A 25,839-nucleotide genomic window follows, 5' to 3' on the forward strand; every position below is an offset into this window, starting at 1 on the left:
CTCTTTTTTATTAATCTATGTGTAATTGATCGGCTATTTCCGTTTGTAAAACACAAACCCGTTTTCCGAACCGATTTTTCGTAAGGTCGGAATGGTATCTACTTCCGCTTCCAGTAGGTTTTTAGCAATCACATAGACGGGTTTATCTACTTCCGTACTGTGAATCGCCCACTCGTCGTCCCAGCTTTTGGGATGGCGTTCGGGTTGCTGGCGAGCGTAGAAGAAAGGTCCGTAGCTGCGGTATTTATAGGTTACAATGTAGCAATCTTCGCCCTGACGAGCTTCAAAGAACCGGATGGCTGCCGCCTGCGAAATACTCTCAATCCGGGCCACAAAAAACCACAAGGTTAGAGTTGTGAACACAGCCGTACCGATAAAGAGCGTTACTAGTCCGCGTTCGTATTGCTGACGGCTCAGGAAACGAATACCGAAGAGAATGACGAAAAACAGAACCACACCGGGGATAGCTTCCCAACCGGTCCAGTTGACTTTAGCATCCAGGTTAGCCGCCGCAAAGCTATCGTCGGGGGCAATCTGGGCCTGTAGCCAATCGACATAGTGGGATAAGATGGGTAAACCAATCGTTAGAATGACAAAAATACCCCCCGATACCGCCAGACTTACCTTCATCCAGGTACTAAAGACAATCCGGCCCGTCCAGAGGCGATAAATCGTTAAACTGGCTAAGTACGTCAGCGGGAAGTAGCACATGGATGAATAGTGGACAATTTTTGACTTCACGATTGTGAAGAGAATCAGTACCACCCAGAATAAGATCACCATCCATTTCTGGTAATCCCGCTGGTAATCCGTTTCTCCCGACTCCGTACGGAAGTTCAGGGCCCGCAGGGCAAACGTACTCGCCGGGAAACAGCCAAAGAACAGAATGACGAAGTGATACCCCGGAAAACCCGCATGTCCGGCATCCGGGGTCGAGAACAAGCGATAATTATATTTGATGAACTCCTGAATAAACCAGGGACCGTGCTGCCAGGTTTCGAGGCCGTACCAGGCCAGCGTTACCAGCGAGGTCATCACCGTATACACAATAAAGTGCAGCGGACTAATAAATAATTTGAAGCCGTTCACCACAAAATAAACTCCCAGGGTAACGCAAACCAGCATATAAGCTACGGGGCCTTTCGTTAGTACGCCCATCCCCAGCAGGAAGCCACCTAGCAGGAGGTAAAACCACTTATTTTTAGGGAGCAGAAAAGTGAAATGATCCTTTTTCCAGCGGAAAAAGATAATTCCGTTCAGTCCAATGAAAATCCAGAGGTTGAACCAGGGATCAATAATGCCCGAACGGAAGTACAAATGCGGCAGAATGGAGCCCAGGTACGTTCCTACCCAAATCAAGCCAAATCGCCGATTAAACAGCCGTTCGCCCAGCAGATACAACAAACTCAGCGTAAGGATTCCGCATAAAGCATTGGGCAGACGGGCCGCAAACTCCCCTACGCCAAACGTATGCATGGCCAGCGATTGTAGCCAGAAAAAAAACGGTGGTTTCTCCCAGAAGGGCTTAAAGTCGACATGCACCCGCAGGTAATCATTGAGGACCAGCATCTCGCGGGAGATTTCCGCGAAGTTGATTTCATCCCAGTCGAACAAATGTACGCCGCCCAGGAAGGGAATAAAGAACAATCCCGCCACCAGGGCGATGAGTACTAAAGTGGTTAAACGATTCATACGTGAAAGATGATCCCCTTACTTTTTCTTACCTCCGAAGATATTGAGCACTTTACTAACCATCTTGTCATCAATACCCAGGGTACGTTTCACCCGCGTATAGGTAGCTACGGCTTGTTTATCCAGCCAGATGGCAACCGATTTAATACCATCGCCGGGGCGGGCCTGGTAGTTGGTCGAACGCAGTTTGGGGGTTTCTTTTTCTTCGGTGAAGTAATATAGAGCGACGGACTTACGCGTCATATCCTCCGGGCACTGGATGGGATCTGGCAGACCGTGGAATGAATCTTCGTCGGTATTGAATACTGCAATCCGGTTAAAGATCGGAGCGATTTTTGCTTCCACCCCCGTCATTTTACGGTCCCACAGTTCCAGATCACCGCGGTATTCGGGTTTCCAGTCTTTGTTGAGGTACAACAGCAGGTTTACCCGACGTCGCCAGTTTCGCTTGTGCGGGTGTACGGTAAAGTCCGCGTGCACGTTCAGGAAGCCCCCGCGTTTGGACTGGTGCAATCCGCCCCCTTCGAGCATGTCATCCGCCTTCAGGTTCGGAATTCCGGTGAGTTCGCTCATAAAGGCGACAAACGCATCGGAGTTGAGGTAGGTAATCACTTCCTGAATAAAAGGCGGCAGCAGCTCCATTTTGTTGAGGCCGTGCTTTTTCTCATTTACGTGTACGTAGTGAATCCACCCTTCGTCCTGAATGGCTGGGAAAGATTGCATGGCCTTTTCGGCAGCCCACTCTTCCAGAAAATTGTCAATGGAAATGTGCGGATACGGATGATCACTCTGATATTGGGCTTTCAGCTCCGGTAATTTGGCCTTCCAGGCTTCCAGATTGACAATGTTGGCAGTAGTATGAACCGTCGTATTCATAGATTCAGAACGCAAGGAATGGAATGAAATAAGTGAGTGAAACCCAGCCCAATGTGAATAAGGTTTGTTTCGCAGAACAAAAGTAGGCCGCGAAGGGGAGTTTTCGGAATGTACCGGTTCGTTTTTCTACGAGTTCCTACAACCAAACGCATGAAAGACTGGCTCCCTGCGTCGTCTGACCCTTTTTGTAGGTGGATCCCTGTAACATCAGGGGCTGGCCTTCGGCTCCCAGTTCCCAGAGTTCTCCTTTCAGAAAAACGCCCATTGCTTTGGTAATGGATGCTTCCTGGGGAGCCCGCGTGGGGAAGCTGTATTTATCCCAAGCTTCTGCTTCTGTCAGTTTATTCATATCCACCCGTGCTTCGGCGGGCGTGGGATGGTTCTGATACCCTTCCCAGGGAAGTCGTAGATAGTTATCCAGCATAATATTCGCCGGAACGGCCAGAATACAGGCCTCTTTCTCCCGCAGACTGGCATAAGCCTGCGGAAACCACGAATCCTGATGGATCAGTACGCCCAGTTTGCCGGCGGGTGTATAAATCACGGGTACATCTTTGATGGTTCCGGGGGTAATATACGTTTGCTCCTGCGTGGAGAGATACGTTTTCTTTACCAGTCCCGCCAGCGAACCATCGGGCAGAAAAACACCCGAAACGCTGTATAGGGCTCCACTTTCGAAGGTAAGCTTTTGCTCTTTGATGGCGGGCTCAGGCAGTACCGTGGTTCCGGCTACGATGGTAACGTCGTAGGTACTGGCCAGGTGCGAAAAGGTTTGCTGGTAAATATTGGCCATGTCGGCGGCTTTCATTGCCAGTAAACTATAGCTGGTGGGGTCCCGCAGCTCCTGCGGAGCCTGCATTCGGGTAGAGAGATACGTAAAGAAATTACTATAGGTAAGCGTACGAATTGCATCCTGTAGTTTGGTTGCGGCGTATACTTCGCGTTTTTCGCCCGCGATTACCAGCCACAATCCAATGTTTTCCGGTAACACCACAATGCTTTTCCGGTTAAGCCAGCCTTTCCGGCGAGCTTCGGCAAAATAGCCATTGAGCTTCTGAAAGAAGGCTTCTTCGCTGGAGTAATCAACGGGTAACATATACGGCTGAATGCCAATCAGGTTGCCCCGCCCCGAATCGCGACCCATTTCAGCAAAAGATCGATACTGAACGTCGGCGGGGGGCAGAGCAATATTCCGGTTTTTATTCGACCAGATCACGTACAAAGCCCAACCCAGCATCAGCGTGCCCAGAAGGATCAGTAAACGTTGTTTAAACATACAGGAGCAGTTGACGTATCGCTTATTATGTGTGTTGCTCAGACAAATAATGGCCCGGAAGTTTAACCGGGCTTCTGCCTATTATTGACGTTGCTGACTATAGGTTTGTAAAAAAGCCCCCAGTTCCATTAGCCAGGCCACGCCCAGGTGAATCGCAATGCCACCCCAGATCGTCCGGCTTTTATAGGCCAGTATCCCCAGAATATACCCTCCCAGCACGGAGCCGAGCGTTTCGCCAAGCGGTTTGCCAAAGTGAATGCAGGCATATACCGCCACCATCGGCAGTACGGCCCCTCGCCCGAGTACCTGGGCCATACCGATTACCAGAAATCCCCGCAGGAGTAGTTCCGTTGACACAAAATCAAAGCCGTAACAGGCTTCAAAGCTTAGAGCCGTTACCCATTCGGGTACACCCAGAGCCTCTGCCGCTCCCCAGCCTTTATAAACGGGATAGGTTTCCAGAAAACTCGGTTGAAAAGATGCCCAGCCGATGAGAGGTACCATGATCAGTAACATGGTTCCATACATACGCAGGCTCCCCCGATCCGGCCGGAAGCCATAAAAATACGAAGGTTGGGCGTCAGTCCAACGATAAAACAGGGCGAGCGGTACCCATACGGTCAAAACCGAACTCAGATTCGAAAAACAGTGAAAGGCAAACCGATACACGGACTCGAACGCGGGCAGCGTCGCCAGGCCTTGGTAGCCCGTAAAATCCTGCCACCAGGCCAGCACCAGCATCCCGAAGCCGCTGTACAGCCAGAACCTGAAGCTGCGGATCAAAGCCTGCTGCTGGTGAGCCAACACCCAGAACAGGGTTACCGTATAGTACACCACGGCATCGAGCCCCAGAAAGAGTACAAAACGAATCCAGGTTCCCCGGTGCGGATCAATGTAGCTGTCTTCCAGATCTACGGCGTAATTGAAGGCGATACAGGCCGCCAGAAACAGGGCCGTAACACCGTAGAGGCCCGGCCTGAAATCCGCCCGGATAAAATCAACGAGATAGGTGCGTAACTTCCGCATGAACCTTGTGACGTAAAAAAGGCCTTGACAACGAAATGCCAAGGCCTTTACGGCTACTTCTAGTGATTACTACTTAGAATTTAGCTCCAACTTCTTTCAGAACGGCTTCAATGCCTTTCTTGTTGATCGTACGGATCGCTTGCGTCGAAAGTTTGATCTGAACCCACTCACCCGTAGAAGGGATGAAGAATTTTTTCGTTTGCAGGTTCGGATAGAATTTCCGCTTCGTTTTGTTGTTGGCATGCGAGACGTTAAAACCCGTCTGCGTCTTCTTGCCCGTGATTTGACAAACCCGTGCCATAATTAGTATTTTTTATTAGTTATCAGTAGACCGATCTAAAATCGGCTTTAATTTCTTGAGAATCAGCTCTGTAAAAGCAGTTCTGTAAAACGAGTCGCAAAGATAGCCTTTTCGTAGGAATCAGCCAAATACAGCCTGAAAGTTTTGCATTTATTTTAATCCAACCAGAGAAGATTCAGTTTCGTTATTCAGATTGGCCAAAAACAAATGCTGCGTTGGCAGGGCAAAAGCTACGTCCATTTTTTGCATTTCTTCATAGATCCGGATATTGACTCGTTGATGCACATTCATGTACACGGTGTAATCAGCGTCGAGTACGAAGTAAACAATCTCAAATTCAAGCCCGTAGGCTCCGTAATTCGAGAAATGAGCCCGGTCAAAACGTACCGGACTTTGTTCTTCCACGACCTGTTTCAGCATGGCTGAAATTTGGGTGAGCTTCTCGGGAGGCGTACTATAATTCACCTGAATTTTGAACAACACCCGCCGCTGCTGCATATTCTTATAGTTATGAATTCGCGAGCCGGTTAAATCACTGTTGGCAAACACCAGCATTTCCCCCGAAAGACTTTTAATTCGGGTTGTTTTCAGGCCAATGTAATCCACCACCCCCATTTTGGTATCAATGATGATGAAATCCCCGACCTCAAAAGGCCGGTCGAAGAAAATGACGAAGTAGTTGAATACGTCACCCAGGATGTTCTGAGCCGCCAGAGCTATGGCAATACCACCGATCCCCAGACCCGTAATGATGGTGGAAACGTTGTAGCCCAGGTTATCCATCAGAAAGAGAATACCCAGAATCCAGATGACGCTATTAATGATGAGCATCAATCCGCCCATCTGTTTGACCTTTTCTTCCCCCTGTTGTTGCTTGCGAAGATTGGCCTGCAAAACCAGCAGGATCGTGGATGACAAAATACGTATGATCAGGATCGTAATGATGATTGTAGTAATCATTGTTACAATCTTATCCACTTTCCGGGAAAGGCGAATGAAATCCAGAGCGAAGTAAATGACCGCAAAACTCAGAGCCGGAATCCCAAAGCGTTCCATACTATCCACCAGATAATCATCCAGGTGACTTTTGGTCCGGCTGGTCCAGCGGCGTAGTTGACCCAGTACAAATTTCTTGAAAACGCGTACTAACGCTAGTCCCAACAGGATGATTCCCAGCGTAATCAGGTAATCCTGTACCGTATTTCGCCAGTATACTCGCTGTAGAAAATCCAGATTAAAATTCATGTGCTCAATTGTTAAATGGGATAAAAGGCATCTACCTCCTTAACCAAACGAATGCAGGCTTGTTACGATTGATTCGATTTTGCGAAGAGACCATGCCAGCCCGCCCGGCAATCGACAGGAAAGTAGCGGCTAACACCGAAGTAGGATTTCTGTTCCAATCCCAGTCAGCCTAGGAAAGGCTGGCTGGGGTCATTGTTCAGATCTTTGTCAACAGAAATACTTGGACACAACTATTTTTTGACATCATCAAAAATTTTTTTTGACCTTAAAATCACTAATTATTCTAGTGTATACCCTTAAAATAAACAATTGATAACTAAAATTCTGTAGTTGTTTTTCAATACTCACTACCTAACTAACAGGTAATCATTTACTCATATCTGTATAATTGATATTTTTTTAACCTACTCTTATTTTTACTTACCTCATGTGTAGTTAAAATGTTTAGACAAGCTCCTACCTAAAATTAAGTACCTATATGTTGTAGTATAATTACTACTAAAATATTTTTAAGTATGAATAATTTTTTTTTCAAAATACATCTATTAGTTTGGCATCATAATCCAGCAGTAATACCTACTTTCAATCCCTACTTTATGCAAAAAAGATCTACCTACTTTTCTGATTGTGCCTTCCTTTTAAATGTATCGGCCTGTTCACCAGTCTTCGTTTTTTGAAACTGAAACGAGCCAGCAAAGCACCGGTAGCCGTTCGCTACTGCTAATCAGACCAGAGTCCGCCGGTTTCCGCCGCTCCCCCGCCGTTTTCCCAATCCTCCAACTGGTTGTGGCCTGCCACTACCCCCTGTTTTGCTGTGCCTTTACTGAACTGTACCCACTTTATTTGTTCACGTATATTCATTAGCGTTATCACCAGTTTAACCCAAATACACAAGTAGCAATGAAACCGAAACAACTACTAGGTACGGCCTGCTTTTTGGCAGCCCTTCTGACCTCTTCCAGCCTTTTCGCTCAGGTAAAAGTGGGTACTAACCCAACCGCCATTGAAACCGCTTCCAACCTGGAAGTAGAAGCGTCTACTACGGGCCGTAAGGTTAAAGTGGATAAGACCACCGGCCAATTGACCATTGCCGATGGTACGCAGGGAGCGGGTAAAGTGCTCACTTCCGATGCGAATGGAGGGGCAAGCTGGCAAGCTGCTCCCAGTCAGACCTCACCGGTGTGGATTTACGCCAAACAAAGTACCACGCAAACCATCAGTGGTTTAACACCTATTGATTTTAATATCGAAACAGCGGACCGCGGCAGTAATTTCGATCCGTCTACAGACAAGATCACTGTTCCCTCCAGTGGTATTTACCAGATCAGTTGCGGTACCAAGAAGATCAATACCAATGCTGGAGGGTTTAACATGGCTTTATATGTGTTCGTTAATGGGGCTAACCACACCATTATTTATGAAGATGCCTGGACTACGCCAAGCACTTTACCACGAGCCACTGGCTCCCTTACGCTTCAATTAAATGCAGGAGACGTAGTGGACGTTAGAATTACTTCAAACTTCAACCCTTATGATATTTCAGGTAGCTATTTAACCATGGTTAAACTATCTAACTAACAGCGATTTGCCTCGTCTGCATTGACTTTTTTACTGCATATCCAACAAAAATTCCCACCCATTTCAATGACACCCAAACAATTACTCAGCACGGGCTGCTTTCTGGCAGCTCTGATGACCTCCTCTACGCTATTTGCTCAGGTAAAAGTGGGCTCTAACCCAACTACGATTGGCTCTAATGCTAACCTGGAAGTGGAAGCGACGAATGGCAATAAAACCGTCGTTCAAAAAGACAATGGCAATGTCGGTATTGGTACGGCTACGCCGGGGGCAAAACTGCACGTAGCGGGCAATCAGATTCTGGGGCAGGCGACTTCTTTGAGCTCTATTTCAGCCACTTCGCAAGTGGTGCGGGATAATTCAACGGGCGAATTAAAGGTGTTACAGGTCACCCCTACAAACTCCTTTCCGCTTTCCAATGTTACCTATAATCTTACGAATGTACAGCGTGATTTTGTAAGTAATTTCGATACAAAGATCAACAGTAACGATTACACCGTCATTGTAACCGGTTTATATTATAGTAAACAAAATTTGGTTTCCTCTAATAATACGAATACGTATAATCCACTTGTTTTCAGGGCCTATATTCTAAATGGTACTTGGCGGATTCAGGCGGATTACGCCGGTGGTACAACTGCAGATAACTTAAACGGCGACTGGACGATCAACTGCTTAGTGATTAGTAAAGCACTTATTCAGCAATTGCCCACACAAAACGTAGATCTAGGTGGTACGAATACCGGAGCCGCCGCCGCATCCCCCGCTGGTTTGTAATCAGCGAAGCTTAGTACCTCGCTTTTACTATTCATTCAACCAAATCCACACGTATCAATGACACCCAAACAATTACTCAGCACGGCTTGCTTTGTAGCAGCCCTGCTGACCTCTTCTGGCCTTATGGCTCAGGTGAAAGTCGGCACGAACCCAACGACGATTGAAACCAATTCCAATCTGGAAGTAGAAGCCTCTACCTCGGGCCGTAAGGTCAAGGTGGATAAGACTACGGGTCAGATGACCATCGCCGATGGTACGCAGGGAGCGGGTAAAGTGCTCACCTCCGATGCTAATGGCGGAGCTAGCTGGCAATCTATTGGCAACCTTCGAATTCCTGAAACCGTATGGATTGGCCAACAGTCTGGAACTTATACTGTAACTCCTTGGGAAGGTGTCCACAATGTAGTAAAAGACCGGATACCCCTTGCTCCCCGCACTGGCTCAATAGCTGGTTATAATACGACTACCAAGCTATACACTATTCAGGAAAGTGGGTATTATCGAATTCATGCCGGTGGAAACGTCGCCGGTACTGTTTCTGATCCTGCCCGATATGCTTTAGTACACTTTTACATTGGCTTTAATACGGGACCTGGAGTTTTAATGCTTTATGACAAAGTTTCTACGGGTAATCGGCCTTATTTAACTGTTTTCTGGGAGGGATATTTAACTGCTGGATCCACCTACAACGTTTTTATTAATAATCTGACAGCATCAGGTAATGTCAGTGATGCCCAAAACATCAACGTAACGAGTGCCTTTATGTCCGTTACCAAACTCTTCTAGGTCCGTTTGTTACTTGTTGGTATTGCTACTACCGTTCCATTCACATCCTACTTCCTTTAATCTGAATCAGCCTTCAGTACCCCAACCTTTTTAAAAACCAAACCCCACAATTTCCAATGACACCCAAACAATTACTCAGTACGGCCTGCTTTGTAGCAGCCCTGCTGACCTCTTCCGGCCTGATGGCTCAGGTGAAAGTCGGCACGAATCCAACCACGATTGAAACCAACTCCAATCTGGAAGTAGAAGCATCTACGTCGGGCCGTAAGGTCAAGGTCGATAAGACCACCGGCCAGATGACCATCGCCGATGGTACACAGGGAGCCGGTAAAGTGCTCACCTCCGATGCCAACGGCGGAGCTAGCTGGCAAGTGGGTAAGGTAGGCTGCGGTTCGTTTGATGCCACCCGAAGCACCGCTCAGAACGTACCAATTCTTGATAACGTAACTGACCCAGCTGTAGTGTTAGTTAGTACTACGAAGGTCTATGATCCTCTGAATGCCTACAATCCATCGACAGGCGAATATACGATTCCTAGTACCGGTATGTACGTATTTAAATCAAGTGCAGTAGACTATATTCCTGGTATAGCAGCCCGAAGAAACAGTACGCTAACAATCGTTTCAGCAGTTAGAGGGGCATTATCTTCTTCCGTAACTGCCGATCAAGCTTACCTTAATGGCACCTATAATGATGTAGTAGCCGTAGCCTATCTGACTGCCGGCGATAAAGTAACGGCTAAGTGTCAAATTACACATATATCTGGAACGAAGCCTGCTGCAACCATCGATGTACAGAACATCAAGTTTTCAGGTTCCAGAATTGACTGTACTAGTAATTAGGTTTTACGTGGTCTTTGTTGACTTCATTACTAATCAAACTCCACCATTCGCATGAAACCCAAACAACTACTACGCACGGCCTGCTTTTTAGCCGCTCTTTTTACCTCTTCCACGCTGATGGCTCAGGTGAAAATAGGGGATAATCCAACGGTGATCAATGCGGGCTCTGCCCTGGAGGTGGAGAGTACGAACAAGGGTTTGCTAATGCCCCGCATTTCGCTGACCAGTACGACGACCTGGGGTTTGCTCGGTACACCCGCCGCGGGTATGCACGTGTATAACACCAACACGGGTATTACCGCCGGTAGTGCGGCCTACCCAGCCCTGGCAGCCAAAATTGGCGAGTACTACTGGGATGGCAACGGCTGGGTAGGCTTAGCTCCGGCTCAACGCAATACCGTGGTTACGTCATGGCCGCAAACTGCAGGGGTTACCTTAAACGTACCCGCAAATCTGGCTGCTAACAGTTGTCCTACGTGTAACGTCGATATCAACCAGACAGGTACTTTTTCGATTACCAATCCTACGAGTGATGTGGTGATAGACGTGGTCAACTTTTCATCCGTATCCAATCACAACGCTAATGTGGTGATGACGTATCTGATTCAAGTGGATAAAACCACACCCGGCACGTTTGAGCGAATCGGTTTTTACAGCCTTCCTTTTCAGGGTACCGCCTGTAGCGGCTTGTCAACGAATGCCAAGTTCGTTTTGAAAAACCTCCCTGTTCGTGCCCAGCCCTATACGGTTCGAATATTGGCCAATGCTACTTACAACGGCGGTTCTAATCAGGCAAATTTTGGCGTTGGCTCTTTGTCAGCCACCGGTTGCGGTGGTGCAACAACCGACGGCAACAGTACCATCATCTCGGTAACGCAGTAAGTCGTTCTTTCCTTCTCAGGCTTAAGCGATAAGCTGAGAAATAACTCAGGTCACCCTTTTCTAACATACATGAAATGAAAAAGAAATTTATGAGTTCAATCCGCTTCAAAGCATTAGCTCAAGCGGTGGCAGTGATGTCCTTACTTTCACTCGCCGAAAACACCTTCGCCCAACAGGGTTCTCAGGGTAACACTACGATCTTCGGTGGTGCTGAAATGACCGTCTTTGGTGCTCATAGCTTCGCTACGGGCGGCGGCGGTGTGCAGCCTGGCATCGTTAATACTATTCGTACGGCTCCTTACGGCGTATTGAATTTTGGTACGGCGGCTAGCCAGACCGGAGCAAACGATGCCAACCACGTCGATGGTTACGTTCGCAAGCTGGGTACGACTTCGTTTATCTTCCCCGTGGGTGACAACGGCCAGTACGGCCCCTTCGCTGCCGAAGGCGATGGTACTACCGGAGCCTACTTCCACGTCGACCCTTCCTCGGCCATCACCTCCATGGTCGGCGGCGGCAACTACCCCGTCCTGCCCACCGGTGGCCCCTTTGCTACCTCCAGCAAAGACGCCAACGTCACCACCGTCAGCACCAAAGAGTACTGGGACATCGATGGTGCTACGGCTACTAAACTCACCCTCACCTGGGATGGCATCAGTGACGTCACCACCCTGACGGGCAGCAGCCTCACCAAGCTCGGCATCGTCGGCTGGGACGGCACCAAGTGGGTTCGAATTCCTGCTACCGTCGATGCTACCTCCGTACTCGGCGGTGCCAGCTCCCTGACGGCGGGTTCCATCACCACCAATGCCACGATTGTCCCCAATACTTACATGGCTTATACACTGGCTTCGGTTGTCAATCCCGTGCCTGATTTGACTCCCGGACAGTTCTTCTCCAACACCTCCCTCAAGACGGGTGAATCCGCCGATTATGTGGTCAGTATCAGCAATGTCGGCCCCGGCTCTACCAACGGCCTCATTGAATTCTTCGTTTCCCGCTTTGGCTCGGCTACCGGCTTAAGCATCACCCTGAGCACGGCCGCCAGTATTACCATCGACGGTGATGAGTTTCCCCTGAGCAACAACGACTTCGACATCACCACCACCACGGGCCGGTTCAGCTTCGCTTCCAAAGCCAGCGTAACCATCCCTTCCCCAGGCTACAAGTACATCGGCTTTACCATCACCCGCACGGGCGGCCAACCTGGTACGACCAACAACACCGTCACCATTATCAACAACACCGGTGGCGGAGAGACCCCGACCAATAACAACACCATCGCCAATCCTATTACCAAGCTTGAAAATTAATTTGTTATGAAAAAACTAGCCCTCTTTACTTGGTTTTTAGTACTAGGTACGTTCCTGCAAGGTTACGCTCAATCGGGCGATTTAGAAGTCATTGCCCTTGACCCCTTAAAGTCCCCGCTCTCGGTGGGCGAAACCTCGGAGTTGATTCTGCAGGTCAATCAAAATGGTCCCCAGGACTTGCCCACGGGTTCGGCCCGGGTGTCGATTTCGATGGACACCCGCTACATCAACTGGGTGACGCCGCTGACCATTACCGATGAATGCGGGGGGCTGTGGACGCTGCAAACTACGAATGTGACGGGCACCACGGCCCAGATTCAGATTCGTAACAACGGCGGATCGCTCAACTTCCGGGCCGAGTGTTACATTCACATTCCCATCCGGGCGGTAGCCGTAGGTCAGAGTTCCCTCACGGTATCTTCGACGGTCTTTGGTCCGGGCGTGAGTGACCCCAATGGCACCAACCAGGGAGCCAATAGCTCGGTGAACGTCGTTGACGCCCCCACCCCCGTCACGCTGGCCAGCTTTACGGCCCAAAAAGAAGCAGCCAGTGCTCAGCTAACCTGGGTCACCCTGCAGGAGCGGAACACCAAAAGCTTCGAAGTCGAGCACAGTCTGGATGGACGCAGCTGGAAAAGCATCGCTTCGGTAGCGGCGGTGGGCAACAGCACCACCCAGCAACGCTACAGCCACCTGGACACCGACCCGGCCAACGGTCTGAATTACTACCGCCTGCGGATAGTGGACTTTGATGGCCACACCGAGCTGTCGCGATCGCAGAGTCTGTCGTTTGAGCGAGGTCTGCAAGCCAACGTATACCCCAATCCGGCGGTGGATTATCTGACCCTGGAGGTGAAGGATGCCAGCAAGGTAGAGCGGGTGCAGATTCTCTCGACGACGGGTGGGGCCGTCTACGAAAGTGCCGCTCCCGCCGCTCAGGTGAAGGTGAGTAATTTGACCAAGGGGCTGTATCTGGTGCGGTTCCAGTTCAAGAACGGTTCCACGGAAACCTACAAAGTCATTAAGCAATAAGTACTAGTTGGCGATCCTGAAAACGCTGGCAGATTCACTTCTGCCAGCGTTGCTTTCAACCGGCGATAGACTCCGGTATTGAGGGCAAACTACCTATTCCATCCAACCCTGATTACTTATGAGTCATTTTACTCTTCCCTCATCCCTTATTGCAGCTCCATCCCGGCGGGTCATCCATCGCCTGCGTAGGGGAAACCGTACTGGAAAAGGCTTGTTGTTAATCACAGGTTATGATTATTTTTTAACCAAACGGGATTATAAACGCCTTTTGCCCCAATACGAAGAAATCATTCTGGTGCCTCGCCATACCGACGATGATTATCTATTGAATGTCATTCTTCACCCGATCCTGAATGAACATACCCTGATCCATCTGGTTGCGAATCCAGACTACGATCAGCAACACCACCAGGTGTACCAGTTTATCGTCAGACAGAGTAAGATGATTCGGGTCAGTACCATTGCTGATTTCTGCGAACAGATCCTGGGGAAAGTATACATTGCTCAAAACGCCCACGAACGTACGTTTACAAACGATTTGCCGATTTTCAAGCCTAATATTCGTGGTTTAAAAAAAGGAATAGATGTCGTTTCATCCATCGTCTTTTTAGTCTTTACCTCCCCCTTCTGGTTGTGGAGTGCCCTACGAATCAAACAACAGTCACCAGGGCCTATTTTCTACCGACAAGCTCGGGTCGGCCAACAGAATCAGGAATTTCACTGCGTCAAGTTTCGCTCCATGCGGCTGGACGCGGAAGTATCCGGAGCTGCCTTTTCCAGTAAAAACGATCGTCGTACCTTTCCCTTTGGGGCGTTTATGCGAAAAATTCGGCTGGATGAATTACCCCAGTTTCTGAATGTACTCAAGGGTGAAATGTCGTTGGTAGGTCCTCGTCCGGAGCGTAAGGTATTTACCACTTCGTTTGAAAACCAGATTCCGCATTATCAAACCCGTCATCGGGTGAAACCGGGCATTACGGGCTATGCCCAAATCTGTTATCCGTACGGAGCAGGCGTAAAAGATGCTCGTCATAAACTTATGTATGACCTTTATTACATCAAGCACTGGAGTATTCGGCTGGAAGCTACATTCTCTGGCGTACAGTGATTACCGTTATCACAAAACAGGGATGCTAACCCATAAGACCCACGCCATATGTCCGAAGAAACCCTCCGCGTTATTCTGATTCTTTGCATTGCCTTCGTTGTGCAGTGGGTTGACCGAAAGCGAAGCAAACAAAAAAAAAGCTACTACTGCTACTAGTCCCGTTTCCCTTAAAAGACCTCTCGTATCCAGACTTTACCGACATTCCTTACAGATTAAACAACTTCGCCAAACGGTACGTAGTACGCCTCCCAAACCATACCAGACGAAAAAAATAGTAACTTATAAAGTATAGGAAGCAGGTACTTCTCTGGACGTTCAGGGAAGTACCCGTTTTGCATTTGGCCCAAGAGCTAATCTTCCGCTTCCAGTTGGAAGATGCTTTCCAGCGGTTTGTCAAAATAGCGGGCAATTTTCAGGGCCAGTACCGTAGAAGGTACGTACTTATTCGCCTCAATGGCGTTGATCGTCTGGCGGGACACCTGCACGGCATCAGCCAGGGTGGCCTGCGTAATATCCTTGATCGCCCGTTCGACCCGAATGGTGTTTTTCATAAGCGTATGAATTCTCCCGATAAAACCGCCCTGCCTAGACTAGCGGCATCATGTTGCGTTTGAACACCAGGGGTTTGATATACAGAATCCAGTTAAACCGGATGACAAAGAAGGCCAAAGCCGTAAAAACGTTGTAAATCAAAATACTCAGGTAGGCCCCATTGTATACCAGAAGCGTGGCCAGAATAATCAGCACCGCGTTAATCATGACGCCCCATTGCAGGGATTCGAGCCGTACCTGAGCCACCCATTCATCTTCTTTCCGTTCTTTGGAGAAAGCTACCAGCACGAGGCCGAGGGTCAGTCCTACCGTGATGATTTCATCTAGCAGGTTATTTTCCGTAGTGCCCAAAAACTCCGAGTCCCAGGTCAATTTCTGAGGAATTTTGATAGTAAGCCAGTCAACCGACTTTTCCAGATTCGGGAAATAGCTCTCCCGAACCATGTATATAATCCCCAGAATCAAAAAGCAAAAAGTCAGACCCCATCCCAAAGCCTTGGCCCAGTGCGGAAAAAGAAATCTCGTTTTCATACGTGTAAATTAAGTTATTAGAGTGGAAAATAGTTTTTACCAAATGTAAAGTATTCTTTACTTTATGACAAAATAGTACGTCCATTATTTTTAAAGATTAGCTAAAAAACGCTGCCTTGTAAGAACAGCATTTTTTTATATGTGTCATCGCTGGTAAACTCTAACGCTATCCTTTTTTGTCTTGAATCAGGAAAAAGGCCTAAGCCAGTATTTTCATATCCGTTTTTCTCTTTCATAAATCTGAAGGGATTCCGGGTAATTAGCCCGGCCTGCCATACGGGTGAATGCAATGCGAAGCTAATCATGGGTTGCCCCCATGGCTAATTCAATGAAACCCATCCAGGGTTAAAGACCCTACCTTCCCTATTTCATTCAGGCGTGCATTCCGAGCCGCTAACCCCGAAGGGGTTCAATGTCAGTAGCCCCGTATGCAATGCGGGGTATGGATGCGTCCCGCCCGGTAGGCACAGCTACCCATTTAAAAAGTCCGTAGTAAATATTACGGACAACCCGTCCTGCTACCTTTACCGGGTTTATCCTACCAAAACGGAAAACGGAAAACGGAAAACGGAAAACGGAAAACGGAAAACGGAAAACGGAAAACGGAAAACGGAAAACGGAAAACGGAAAACTTGACCTGAGGTAAGACTTGCTCAATTAACCGCGAATTAACTCTTGTCTTTTTACTACCTTTACAACGGTATTAGTTATACGTTTTCAATATCGCTTAAGGAATAAAGCTTGGTTTATTCCTGATATATCTGCCTGTATTTCAGGTTATCCATTCATTATCCCCTAACACATTAACTTACGCTAGCCTCAAGTCAGTCAATACCTTATCATTTTATTCTGTGCTACAAATTGAATTTATTTAATGATATTCTCTCCCTTCTATCACCCGCATGCATTGAGCATTATTACTTAATTTTCAAAAGACAGAGTGCTGATAAACGTATAGGGAATGGTATGTGATTTTCTTCAAGGTATTCTGCTTTTGCATCACTCGTAGAAGATTCAAACCAATCCACGGATACATGAAAAACTTAATCAGTACTTATTCAGCAAAAAAGAAATCGCTACTGGCTAGCGGCTCTACGCTTGCCCTGGCAGCCCTCGTATCATTAGCCTCGTGCACAAAAGATCACGGTAACGTCAACCCGGGTAACAACATTCAGCCCACTGGACCTAAACCCGCCTGGGGACCCAACATCAAACCGCAAATGCAGGCGATCATTGAAGAAATGGCTCGTCTTGATTCGACGCCCCTCTATACCCTGACACCCCAGCAAGCCCGTACAAAGCCGACGGTGAAAGACGCCGTAAACTCACTGCTATCCAGAAATAATATCTCCGCTCCGAATCTGGGCGTAGAAGTAACGCAGCGGAACATTCCCGGAGCCAACGGAGCTTCCATTCAGGCCGTGATGTACAAACCACAAAACACATCCGGCAACTTACCCGTGATTGTATACTACCACGGGGGCGGCTGGGTCATTGCTAGTCCGGAAGTATACGAAGCTTCGGCCATGGCACTGGCTCATAACGTAGGGGCGATTGTAGTGTCGATTGAATACCGCAAAGCACCCGAAAACAAATTCCCGACAGCCCACATGGACACCTATGCAGCTTATAAATGGGTGCGTCAAAATGCTACCTCATTCAGTGGTGATACCTCGAAAGTTGCCGTAGCCGGTGAAAGTGCCGGAGGCAATATGGCCATCAACGTGAGTATGATGGCTCGGGACGAAAAATTCCCCATGCCGATTCACCAGCTTGTGGTCTATCCGGTAGCGAATAATGATTTGACGACTGCTTCGTACCAGCAGTACGCCAATGCCAAACCCCTCAGCAAACCGCTGGTTGAATGGTTTGTGGATAAATATTTCAACACGATGGCCGACGGTGACAGCAAATACATTTCACTCGTTGACGTAGCAGACCTAAGAAGCCTGCCCCCTGTGACTATCATCGCCGCTCAAATTGACCCGCTTCTGACGGAAGGTGAACAACTTTCTGCTAAACTGAAACAGGCGGGAGTTAGCACCGAATACCGCATGTACGAAGGGGTAACGCACGAATTTTTCGGTACGTATGCCATCGAGCCCAGTGCAAAAGATGCCCAGGATTATGCAGCTTCCCGTTTGAAGAGTGCCTTTGGTAAGTAAACTATCTTAATCACGAAAAGAGACCGACAGTAGTAGCTATTGTCGGTCTCTTTTTATTTTCTACCGATAATGGCTACCATCCGACCCGTCAGGCCTTTTTCCAGTCGGTGCGAAAAATAGTCCTGATTGTTCAGTACAGTGGAATACGGGGAAATTTCAATCTGATGTTCGGGAATACCAAAGTTGCGGAGTTGTTGGGCATTGGCAGCCTTTAGGTTCACGAAAAACTTCTCTCGCGTTTCGTCCCAGCGTTTGAACTCACTGATAAAATGGTCGGCTACATCCGCTCCCACTTCAAACGAACATTCATCAATACAGGTCCCAACGTACCCGTAGCAATCTTTCGGCTGGGTACCGTACTGCTTCTGCATCGTTTGTAAGGTTTTCGCGACGATCCCGGCCACTGTTCCCCGCCAACCCGCGTGAATAGCTGCTACGGCTTTCGTACCGGCATCATACACCAGAATCGGTGTGCAGTCGGCAACGGTAACCAACGTAAATACGCCGGGCTGATTCGTGAGGACGGCATCGTGCCCCTGCTGGCGACCGGGCTGATCGGTTACCCAAGTCTTGGAACCGTGCACCTGATGAGACGACGCCACCTGATCGGCTGCAATACCGAGACTTGCGTAAAAACGGCGGCGGTTTTCGGCTACGTGCTCGGGATCATCCTGCGTCGAACCACCCAGGTTTAAACTGGCATACGGCGGCTCACTGACCCCACCATGGCGGGTACTTTCGGCTGCAATGAGTTCCGGGAACGAACGAAAAATGGGAGGACTATAGAAGAGACGGGAAGAAATCGGCATAGACTGACGCATCAATATTCTTTTCAAAGCTAACGAGAAAAAAGGAATACTGCTCGGTGCTCTAGTCAATGCAGTCCGTATGGCTCTACCTTCTTTTACTTTCGTATGTTGTATCTAGAAGCTTTTACTCCGTTGGCTGAACAGCGTTCTGTATAGCTTCTCATGCCAATGAATTTCCTAATAAGTGTTAAGCTTCGCTCTAAAATGAATTAAAAACTTGAATACATATGTTATAGTATTAACAGATTGACTGTACATTGCATTAATTTAAACTAAATAAAAATAATTACATGAAACGATCAGGTTTGCGAGTTTTAGTAGCGGCTTTCGCTCTTACCGTTTTTGGTTTGAATTTTTCTGCCAATGAAGCCGTAGCTCAGACCGGCAAAGGTGTGAAAGTGCTGACGCTGAATGGTACCGACGGCATGCAATTTGACAAGAAAGAATTTAAAGTGAAAGCGGGCCAAAAGGTGAAGCTGACGCTTAAACATACCGGCAAATTTGCCAAACAAGCCATGGGCCACAACTTTGTATTGTTGAAACCGGGTACGGATTTGCAAGCCTTTGCTTCCAAAGCCAACATGGCTGCCAGTACGGAATACATTCCTAAATCAGAAGCCGCGAGCATCGTAGCTCACACCAAACTGCTGGGTGGCGGCGAAAGCGATACCATTGAATTTACCGCTCCCAAGAAAGGTACCTATCCCTTTATCTGTAGCTTCCCTGGCCACTACAGCATGATGAAAGGTAATTTCATTGTTGAGTAAGGTTCCAGCGTTTTATTGCCAGAGTTAAGTAAAAAGAGCCGGTTTTCAGCGATGAAAACCGGCTCTTCTCTTTACTACTTCTTTGTTCTTATAAACTTGCCAGTACGCTATTCATCGACCGTACGGCCTCAGCTGACTTGTTGAAAGCAGCCTGCTCGGTTTCGTTCAAATTAAAATCGACAATCTTTTCCCATCCATTTTTACCAATCACTACGGGTACTCCCAGGCAAATATCGGATTGTCCGTATTCCCCTTCCAGATATACGCAGCAGGGGAAAATACGCTTCTGGTCACGTACGATACTTTCCACGAGCAGGGCTCCGGAGGCACCGGGAGCGTACCAGGCGGAAGTTCCGATCAGGTTCGTCAGGGTTGCTCCACCCACCATCGTATCGGCGGCTACTTTCTGTAAGGCTTCCGCACTGAGGTACTCACTGACGGGTGTACCCGAATACGTAGCCAGTCGCGTCAGGGGAATCATGGTGGTATCCCCGTGGCCCCCGATTACGGTTGCCTGCAAGTCAGAAGGGGGTACGTTCATCGCCAGTGACAGGTACGTTTTGAAACGGGCTGAATCCAGAATACCACCCATGCCGATGATCCGGTGTTTAGGTAAACCCGAAGCCTGCAGGGCCAGGTAAGTCATGGTATCCATGGGGTTGGAAATAACCACGACAATGGCATCGGGCGAATGCTCTAGAATATGGGTAGTTACCGTTTTTACAATGCCTGCATTAATACCGATCAGTTCCTCACGCGTCATACCGGGTTTTCGGGGGATACCCGAGGTAATCACCACTACATCCGAGCCCGCCGTTTTGGTATAATCGTTGGTAGATCCGATGATTTTAGAATCGAATTCCAGCAAGGTTGCCGTCTGAAAAATGTCCAGCGATTTTCCTTCGGCCAGTCCCTCCTTAATGTCCAGCAAGACCACTTCCTGGGCTAATTCCCTGCGAACGATGTTATCGGCACAAGTGGCTCCTACGGCCCCGGCTCCTACAACGGTGATTTTCATGAACATGAACGGTTTAATAGGTGAAATGAAGGACTTCTTACCCTAAAAGTAGGGATTCGCATTTATTAAATACTATCTTTTCACAAAAAAATAATAAAATTTTCCTTTCACGAGAAAAAGATGAAAAGCAGGATCAATACCAGAATAAAGGCCAGATACATCATTCCATCTACGCCGATGTATCGTCGGTAACTATACAAAGATTGCCAGAACTGTTGCATGTTTGTTGGGGTCTATTCAAGGGCAATGTTACGGAATCCCCAACACTTTGTTCGTGCCTAAGTGGACAAAATCAATTCTTAAAGTCCGAAGCGATTTAAAAGAGGCCTTACTTTGCGAAAGATTTCAGGACAAACGTTCAAACTTATTCTTATGACTCAGGGCGAAACTTACGCTTACCCGTTTCAATTTACGCAAGATGACGTCGTGGCTTTTGCCCAGGTTTCCGGTGATGATAACCCGCTTCACCTCGACGCTGACTTTGCGGCCAGCACACCGTTCAAGCGACCCATCATTCACGGCATTCTCGGAGCCAGTGTATTCTCCAATGTAATCGGAACCAAGTTTCCGGGAGCGGGCAGTATTTACGTGAAGCAATCGCTCGATTTTCTTCGTCCGATGTTTGTTGATACCGCTTACGAAGCCCGATTCGAAATTCTAAGCATCAACGTGGATAAACATACGGCGGAGATTTCTACGGAAATTATTGATGTTCAGACGAAGAAGGTAACGACTAAAGGCGTGGCCGTCGTCATGAACCGCGAGCATTTTTAAGCAACAAAAAACCCCCGACTGCTTACAATCGGGGGTTGAATGTTTTGAGAGGCGTAGTATTAGTCCTCTTTTTCATTTTTCTTGTTCTGTACTTCAGACCGAATGTCTTGAGCCAGTACTTTCAAGTCCTGCATTCCTTTACGCACCCGCGTACCAGCAGCCTGATTTTGTTTATCGTAGAATTTTTCGAAGTCACCTTCCAGTGACATAACTAAATCTTTGAGTTCTGAAAATCTGCTCATGTGAGTCTGGTGTTTTAATGTATAACAAACGATTGAAAGTACGCAAATGTGCGTTTCTGGCGAAATTTAGGCATTTACGCTTTCCCTGCAAGTGTTAGTAGCTCAAAAATGTGAAAGTTCTTGGAAAAATTATACAATTTATTTCCCAGAGCAGAAAAATACCCCATTTTATCCAGTATTAACTGAAAAAAATGGGGTAAAATCAGTGTTTAAGAGCCTTAAACGGCACTTTTTACCACTTGAGCAAAACCTTTATCGGCGTAAGTACCAGACGTCAGTCGCTCCTGAATAATATCGAACGCATCCAGTGTACGTTCAACGTCTTCAAGCGTATGCACGGCCGTCGGAATGATCCGTAACATGATTACACCTTTCGGAACAACGGGATAAACAACAATCGAACAGAAGATTCCCAGATTTTCGCGTAAGTCCACAACAAGTTGCGTCACGACGGAATTGGCGTGTTCACCGTGCAGGAATACCGGCGTAACGGGTGACTGCGTAGTACCAATATCAAAACCCCGGCTACGTAAACCGTTTTGTACGGCATTTACGATGTTCCAGAGATTCTGACGCAATTCCGGACGCGTACGCAGCAATTCCAGACGCTTCATCGCTCCGATAACCAGCGGCATCGGTAGTGATTTAGCGTACGTTTGCGAACGCAGGTTATACCGCAGGTACTGAATGACCGCTTTAGGGCCGGCGATGAATCCGCCGATGCTTGCCATCGATTTGGCAAACGTCGAGAAGTGCAAATCAACACCATCCTGTACACCCAGGTGCTCGGCTACGCCAGAACCCGTGGCTCCCATTGTACCAAAACCGTGGGCATCATCCACGAGCAGACGGAAATTGTATTTTTGCTTGAGAGCTACGATTTCATCCAGTTTTCCGATGTTTCCGGACATACCGAAAACGCCTTCGGTAATTACCAGCACTCCACCGCCCTGTTCGTCGGCCAGCTTGGTAGCCCGCTGAAGATTTTTCTCCAGCGATTCCATATCGTTGTGCTTGAAGGTAAAGTACTTACCCATTTTCGCCTTATGCAGGCGTATACCGTCGATCAAACAGGCGTGACTTTCGGCATCGTATACAATCACATCTTTATAATCGACGATGGCTTCAATGGTGGACATGACCCCCTGATAGCCGAAATTCAACAGGAATGCATCTTCTTTCTGAACAAACTCAGCCAGCTGACGTTCCAGCTCCTCGTGGTAAGGCGTTTGGCCGGACATCATCCGGGCTCCCATCGGAGCTGCCATACCCCACTGGGCAGCAGCTTCGGCGTCGGTCTGTCGTACCTCGGGGTGGTTAGCCAATCCCAGGTAATTGTTAAGGCTCCAGTTCAGCATTTCCTTGCCCTGGAACTTCATGTGCGGACCAATTTCACCTTCGAGATAAGGGAAAGCAAAATAGCCATGGACTTTATCAGAGTACTGTCCAAGAGGGCCTAGATTCGCCAGACGACGTTCAAAAATATCTGCCACGTTCAGTCAATTTTTATTGTTTATACTTGACCAAAATTAATTTTTTATGGTTGGATTTTATCCTGAAAACAGGCTAGCTTAAACCAGTAATTCCTTCAAAATTAATTTCGGTTCTTTCACGATTTCTACGGCCGCGAAAATAGGATTTTTCTACGAAACTACCAAGGAATGTACGGCACCATTTTGAAGCATTGGAAGGGGTCTGCCTTTTTTGCGACACAAAGGGTCTATTTTTCTACGTATCCGTTAAAATTCTGGCTCTTATACTTATAAGCTGTAAAACAGTTACCTGCTCCCTATGGTTTTAGTGAATACAAAAAATCCCGTGATTTTTTCTGCGGATGAGTGGTCTCTCCTAGCTTTAGGTGTGTCGAAAGGCTTTTACAGCATGAATGAGTGCTGTAAAAATTTCCGCTTATTTTCTAGCTACCTGATTTTCATGGCTCTGCTCCGTAAACTCGAACGTGTTATTTTTTTTCTCTTACTAATCGGCGTGGGTGTTCTGGGCTGGCGAGTGCTTCAAACCTACCCCCGCTCCTCCCGTGACCAGGGGTATCTGAAAACGTTCGGTACGGATCTGAATGCTCAGCGAGCCAATCGGGGGATGCAGCTTTTACTCGATACCGACCAAACGCGACTGACCACCGACTCGGCCGGAACTACCCGTATTAGCTGGATTCCGGCCCGCGTTGAGTCTCCGAATCGTCCCCATTTCTGGAAGAAAGAAGTACGGGTTCGTCAACAGAAACTTCAGCAGGAAACCGACTCGTATACGTATCCAACCCCGAAGGGTAACCAGGTACTGCATTTTGATTTTTTCCCGGATAGCCTGCCCGATCGTCAGTTCCGTACCCGTCTGGAAGTAGTGGGTTTACCGACCATTGGTTCGTTTGAAATTCCATCGTCCCGTTCCGCCCGTACCTTTCGGGATAGTCTGTTACAGGAATGGAAAATCCGACCGAACCGTCAGTAAACCCTTCCGCTTAGGCATTCTTTTTTATTCATTCCCGCTAGATTTAAACTGAAATTACTGATGTTATTACGTGCCGGAAACCTAACGCTACTGTACCATGGAGGCTCTTTACGCTATTTTACGATAGAGGGCCAGGAAGTACTTCGTCGAATTTACGTTGCCATCCGGGATGGTAACTGGGGTACGGCCGACATTCAGATTCAGGAAGAACGCATCGAACCTTCAGAAGATACCTTTGAAATTCAGTACCGCTGGAGCACCGAAACGCCCCGCATGGAAGGCCACGTTCATATTCAGGGGAACATGGATGGCTCCGTGACCTTCGACTGGGAGGGAACGGCTCTGGAAAGTTTTTCCAAAAACCGGGTAGGCCTTTGTATCCTGCACCCGGTAGAGGGTTTTCGGGGTAAACCCGTTCGCATCATTCATCCGAACGGTGAGGATACGTCCGCCGAATTTCCGGATCTTATTATGCCGCATCAACCCTTTCTGACGATTGCGGCTATGGAATGGGACGTTACCTCTAAACTAAAAGCCCAGATTGAGCTGGAAGGCGATATATTTGAAACGGAAGACCAGCGTAATTACTCGGATACTTCCTATAAAACGTATGCTACGCCGCAGAGTTTGCCCAAACCCGTCGAAGTAGAGGCGGGTGAAACGTTTCATCAGCGAGCTACACTAACCTTTACGGGCGAATGGCCACCTTTCATTACGCCCGATACCAGCGTTCGGATTGATATGGCTGGCGACCCACAGTCCATCCCCGCCTGGGGACTCACCTGGCCGGAGCTGGATCGTTCGGTCAGCACGAAAGAAATTGAACTACTTCGGAAGCTTACCCCTGCTCATATCTTGCTCCGTCTGGATTTGCGGAAGCCCGATTGGGAGCAGGATTTTCAGGCTACGTTCGAGCAGATTGAAAAAGTAGGCGTTCCGGTACAGTTAGCCGTATTGATTGACGAGCAATACGTACCGAGTCTGAGGTTGTTTAAATCCAAGCCATTGATTAAGGAAGTCATTCTGCTTAACGAAAACGGACTCACAACCTCGGAATTACTCGACCGGGCTTTGCCCCTACTCGAATCCCGTTGGCCGGCTTTACAAATTGGTGGCGGTACTAACGGCTTTTTTGTCAATTTCAATCGCCATCCCTTCGAGTACAGCCGGGTAGATTTTGTCAGCTATTCCGTTACTCCACAAGTACATACATTCGATGAAGTTTCCATCATTGAAAATCTGGCGGGTCAGGCGGATACCGTTCGTACAGCCGCCGCACGCTCGGGCAAACCCGTGTACGTGTCGCCCGTGCTGCTCGCTCCTGATCCGGACGAACGCCTGCATACAAATTTTGCCGCCAGCTGGACGGTAGGAAGTTTCAAACACCTGGCCGAAGCCGGGGCTGCCTCGGTTACGTATTACGAAGCGTTTGGCCCCAACGGTATCATTGTCGATGACCAGCCTACGCCACTGTACCAATGGTTTGCTTTTCTGAGTGAGTTTAAACCCGAACGTGTCATTCCCAGTCGGGTTTCGCAACCCCTGCGGTGCAGTAGCCTGATTCTGGAAAAGGGCAACAAGTGGAAAACTACCCTGCTGGCCAATCATACGACCGAAGAGCTACAGATACGCCTGCCCGGTGCCGCTACGATTACGCTTGGGCCGTATGAGTGGCGGGCGGTATTTTAGTTTTCAGTTTGCGGTTTTCAGTTTTTTGTACGAAAATCTGTTTGGTTAGTGATTTGATCCTTAGTGATATGAAAACAGGGAAGCCCGCGTTT

27 protein-coding genes are annotated in these 25,839 nt (G+C 48.1%); 13 read left to right on the plus strand and 14 right to left on the minus strand.

The window, feature by feature from the left end:
• Window positions 1-33: 33 nt before the first annotated feature.
• From BWI97_RS12945 to BWI97_RS27675, 7 genes are all read right to left on the minus strand, one after another.
• On the minus strand, window positions 34-1,692 hold the full coding sequence (locus BWI97_RS12945) for a glycosyltransferase family 39 protein (RefSeq protein ID WP_102201271.1): 1,659 nt from the start codon (window positions 1,690-1,692) through the stop codon (window positions 34-36).
• Window positions 1,693-1,710: 18 nt separating this feature from the next.
• A complete protein-coding gene (locus BWI97_RS12950; RefSeq protein ID WP_102201272.1) occupies window positions 1,711-2,568 on the minus strand; it encodes a 2OG-Fe(II) oxygenase in 858 nt (285 codons plus the stop codon).
• 136 nt (window positions 2,569-2,704) lie between these two features.
• Window positions 2,705-3,844: a nitrilase-related carbon-nitrogen hydrolase gene (locus BWI97_RS12955; RefSeq protein WP_094812056.1), complete on the minus strand. Its 1,140-nt coding sequence runs from the start codon at window positions 3,842-3,844 to the stop codon at window positions 2,705-2,707.
• A gap of 81 nt (window positions 3,845-3,925) precedes the next feature.
• On the minus strand, window positions 3,926-4,870 hold the full coding sequence (locus BWI97_RS12960; RefSeq protein ID WP_102201273.1) for a CPBP family intramembrane glutamic endopeptidase: 945 nt from the start codon (window positions 4,868-4,870) through the stop codon (window positions 3,926-3,928).
• A gap of 73 nt (window positions 4,871-4,943) precedes the next feature.
• Window positions 4,944-5,171, minus strand: coding sequence for a 50S ribosomal protein L28 (rpmB, locus tag BWI97_RS12965; RefSeq protein ID WP_094812054.1), 228 nt, complete (start codon window positions 5,169-5,171; stop codon window positions 4,944-4,946).
• Between the two features lie 150 nt (window positions 5,172-5,321).
• On the minus strand, window positions 5,322-6,416 hold the full coding sequence (locus tag BWI97_RS12970; RefSeq protein WP_102201274.1) for a mechanosensitive ion channel family protein: 1,095 nt from the start codon (window positions 6,414-6,416) through the stop codon (window positions 5,322-5,324).
• Window positions 6,417-7,136: 720 nt separating this feature from the next.
• On the minus strand, window positions 7,137-7,277 hold the full coding sequence (locus BWI97_RS27675) for a hypothetical protein (RefSeq protein ID WP_158242749.1): 141 nt from the start codon (window positions 7,275-7,277) through the stop codon (window positions 7,137-7,139).
• A gap of 39 nt (window positions 7,278-7,316) precedes the next feature.
• Here BWI97_RS27675 and BWI97_RS12975 point away from each other — a divergent pair, with 39 nt between their 5' ends.
• The 8 genes from BWI97_RS12975 (at window position 7,317) to BWI97_RS13010 (ending at window position 14,734) form a co-directional block, all read left to right on the plus strand.
• Window positions 7,317-7,994, plus strand: a complete 678-nt coding sequence (locus BWI97_RS12975; protein WP_094812050.1) for a hypothetical protein — start codon at window positions 7,317-7,319, stop codon at window positions 7,992-7,994.
• 66 nt (window positions 7,995-8,060) lie between these two features.
• Complete coding sequence (locus tag BWI97_RS12980) at window positions 8,061-8,771, plus strand: hypothetical protein (RefSeq protein WP_102201275.1); 711 nt, start codon at window positions 8,061-8,063, stop codon at window positions 8,769-8,771.
• A gap of 57 nt (window positions 8,772-8,828) precedes the next feature.
• Entirely contained in the window at window positions 8,829-9,557 is a 729-nt protein-coding gene (locus BWI97_RS12985) for a hypothetical protein (protein WP_102201276.1), read from the plus strand.
• 116 nt (window positions 9,558-9,673) lie between these two features.
• The gene (locus tag BWI97_RS12990; RefSeq protein ID WP_102201277.1) at window positions 9,674-10,399 is read left to right on the plus strand and encodes a hypothetical protein; all 726 of its coding nucleotides are present in this window, start codon (window positions 9,674-9,676) and stop codon (window positions 10,397-10,399) included.
• 51 nt (window positions 10,400-10,450) lie between these two features.
• The gene (locus BWI97_RS12995; protein WP_102201278.1) at window positions 10,451-11,281 is read left to right on the plus strand and encodes a hypothetical protein; all 831 of its coding nucleotides are present in this window, start codon (window positions 10,451-10,453) and stop codon (window positions 11,279-11,281) included.
• 74 nt (window positions 11,282-11,355) lie between these two features.
• The gene (locus BWI97_RS13000) at window positions 11,356-12,594 is read left to right on the plus strand and encodes a hypothetical protein (RefSeq protein ID WP_102201279.1); all 1,239 of its coding nucleotides are present in this window, start codon (window positions 11,356-11,358) and stop codon (window positions 12,592-12,594) included.
• A gap of 6 nt (window positions 12,595-12,600) precedes the next feature.
• On the plus strand, window positions 12,601-13,626 hold the full coding sequence (locus BWI97_RS13005; RefSeq protein WP_102201280.1) for a T9SS type A sorting domain-containing protein: 1,026 nt from the start codon (window positions 12,601-12,603) through the stop codon (window positions 13,624-13,626).
• 118 nt (window positions 13,627-13,744) lie between these two features.
• Window positions 13,745-14,734 (plus strand): sugar transferase, encoded by a 990-nt coding sequence (locus BWI97_RS13010; protein WP_233207833.1) that lies wholly within the window; start codon window positions 13,745-13,747, stop codon window positions 14,732-14,734.
• Window positions 14,735-15,084: 350 nt separating this feature from the next.
• On the opposite strand, the gene BWI97_RS13015 is transcribed toward BWI97_RS13010, so the two are convergent.
• From BWI97_RS13015 to BWI97_RS28910, 3 genes are all read right to left on the minus strand, one after another.
• A complete protein-coding gene (locus BWI97_RS13015) occupies window positions 15,085-15,285 on the minus strand; it encodes a helix-turn-helix transcriptional regulator (RefSeq protein WP_102201281.1) in 201 nt (66 codons plus the stop codon).
• A gap of 34 nt (window positions 15,286-15,319) precedes the next feature.
• Window positions 15,320-15,817, minus strand: coding sequence for a hypothetical protein (locus BWI97_RS13020; protein ID WP_102201282.1), 498 nt, complete (start codon window positions 15,815-15,817; stop codon window positions 15,320-15,322).
• 101 nt (window positions 15,818-15,918) lie between these two features.
• Window positions 15,919-16,053, minus strand: a complete 135-nt coding sequence (locus BWI97_RS28910) for a hypothetical protein (protein ID WP_255402854.1) — start codon at window positions 16,051-16,053, stop codon at window positions 15,919-15,921.
• A 798-nt stretch (window positions 16,054-16,851) separates the two neighbouring features.
• On the opposite strand from BWI97_RS28910, the gene BWI97_RS13035 reads away from it, so the two are divergent.
• Window positions 16,852-17,982 (plus strand): alpha/beta hydrolase, encoded by a 1,131-nt coding sequence (locus BWI97_RS13035; protein WP_102201285.1) that lies wholly within the window; start codon window positions 16,852-16,854, stop codon window positions 17,980-17,982.
• Window positions 17,983-18,035: 53 nt separating this feature from the next.
• On the opposite strand, the gene pgeF is transcribed toward BWI97_RS13035, so the two are convergent.
• Window positions 18,036-18,818, minus strand: coding sequence for a peptidoglycan editing factor PgeF (pgeF, locus tag BWI97_RS13040; RefSeq protein ID WP_369826582.1), 783 nt, complete (start codon window positions 18,816-18,818; stop codon window positions 18,036-18,038).
• Window positions 18,819-19,081: 263 nt separating this feature from the next.
• On the opposite strand from pgeF, the gene azu reads away from it, so the two are divergent.
• Window positions 19,082-19,558 (plus strand): azurin, encoded by a 477-nt coding sequence (gene azu, locus BWI97_RS13045; protein WP_094811035.1) that lies wholly within the window; start codon window positions 19,082-19,084, stop codon window positions 19,556-19,558.
• A gap of 88 nt (window positions 19,559-19,646) precedes the next feature.
• Here the strand turns inward: azu and mdh are convergent, their stop codons facing one another.
• Entirely contained in the window at window positions 19,647-20,576 is a 930-nt protein-coding gene (mdh, locus tag BWI97_RS13050; RefSeq protein ID WP_102201328.1) for a malate dehydrogenase, read from the minus strand.
• Between the two features lie 372 nt (window positions 20,577-20,948).
• Between mdh and BWI97_RS13055 the strand changes: the two genes are divergently transcribed.
• Window positions 20,949-21,350, plus strand: coding sequence for a MaoC family dehydratase (locus BWI97_RS13055; RefSeq protein WP_094811033.1), 402 nt, complete (start codon window positions 20,949-20,951; stop codon window positions 21,348-21,350).
• Window positions 21,351-21,409: 59 nt separating this feature from the next.
• Here the strand turns inward: BWI97_RS13055 and BWI97_RS13060 are convergent, their stop codons facing one another.
• Together BWI97_RS13060 and BWI97_RS13065 are read right to left on the minus strand one after the other, a co-directional pair.
• The gene (locus tag BWI97_RS13060; RefSeq protein ID WP_094811031.1) at window positions 21,410-21,592 is read right to left on the minus strand and encodes a histone H1; all 183 of its coding nucleotides are present in this window, start codon (window positions 21,590-21,592) and stop codon (window positions 21,410-21,412) included.
• 218 nt (window positions 21,593-21,810) lie between these two features.
• The gene (locus BWI97_RS13065) at window positions 21,811-23,085 is read right to left on the minus strand and encodes an aminotransferase class I/II-fold pyridoxal phosphate-dependent enzyme (RefSeq protein ID WP_233207834.1); all 1,275 of its coding nucleotides are present in this window, start codon (window positions 23,083-23,085) and stop codon (window positions 21,811-21,813) included.
• 439 nt (window positions 23,086-23,524) lie between these two features.
• Between BWI97_RS13065 and BWI97_RS13070 the strand changes: the two genes are divergently transcribed.
• Window positions 23,525-24,058 (plus strand): hypothetical protein, encoded by a 534-nt coding sequence (locus tag BWI97_RS13070; RefSeq protein WP_133163286.1) that lies wholly within the window; start codon window positions 23,525-23,527, stop codon window positions 24,056-24,058.
• A gap of 60 nt (window positions 24,059-24,118) precedes the next feature.
• Window positions 24,119-25,747 carry a hypothetical protein gene (locus BWI97_RS13075; RefSeq protein ID WP_102201288.1) on the plus strand — a complete coding sequence of 543 codons (1,629 nt, stop codon included), beginning with the start codon at window positions 24,119-24,121 and terminating at the stop codon, window positions 25,745-25,747.
• The last annotated feature ends 92 nt before the right edge of the window (window positions 25,748-25,839 follow it).

The sequence above is a fragment of the Siphonobacter sp. BAB-5405 genome, from assembly GCF_002872335.1.
In the GTDB taxonomy this organism is placed as follows: domain Bacteria; phylum Bacteroidota; class Bacteroidia; order Cytophagales; family Spirosomataceae; genus Siphonobacter.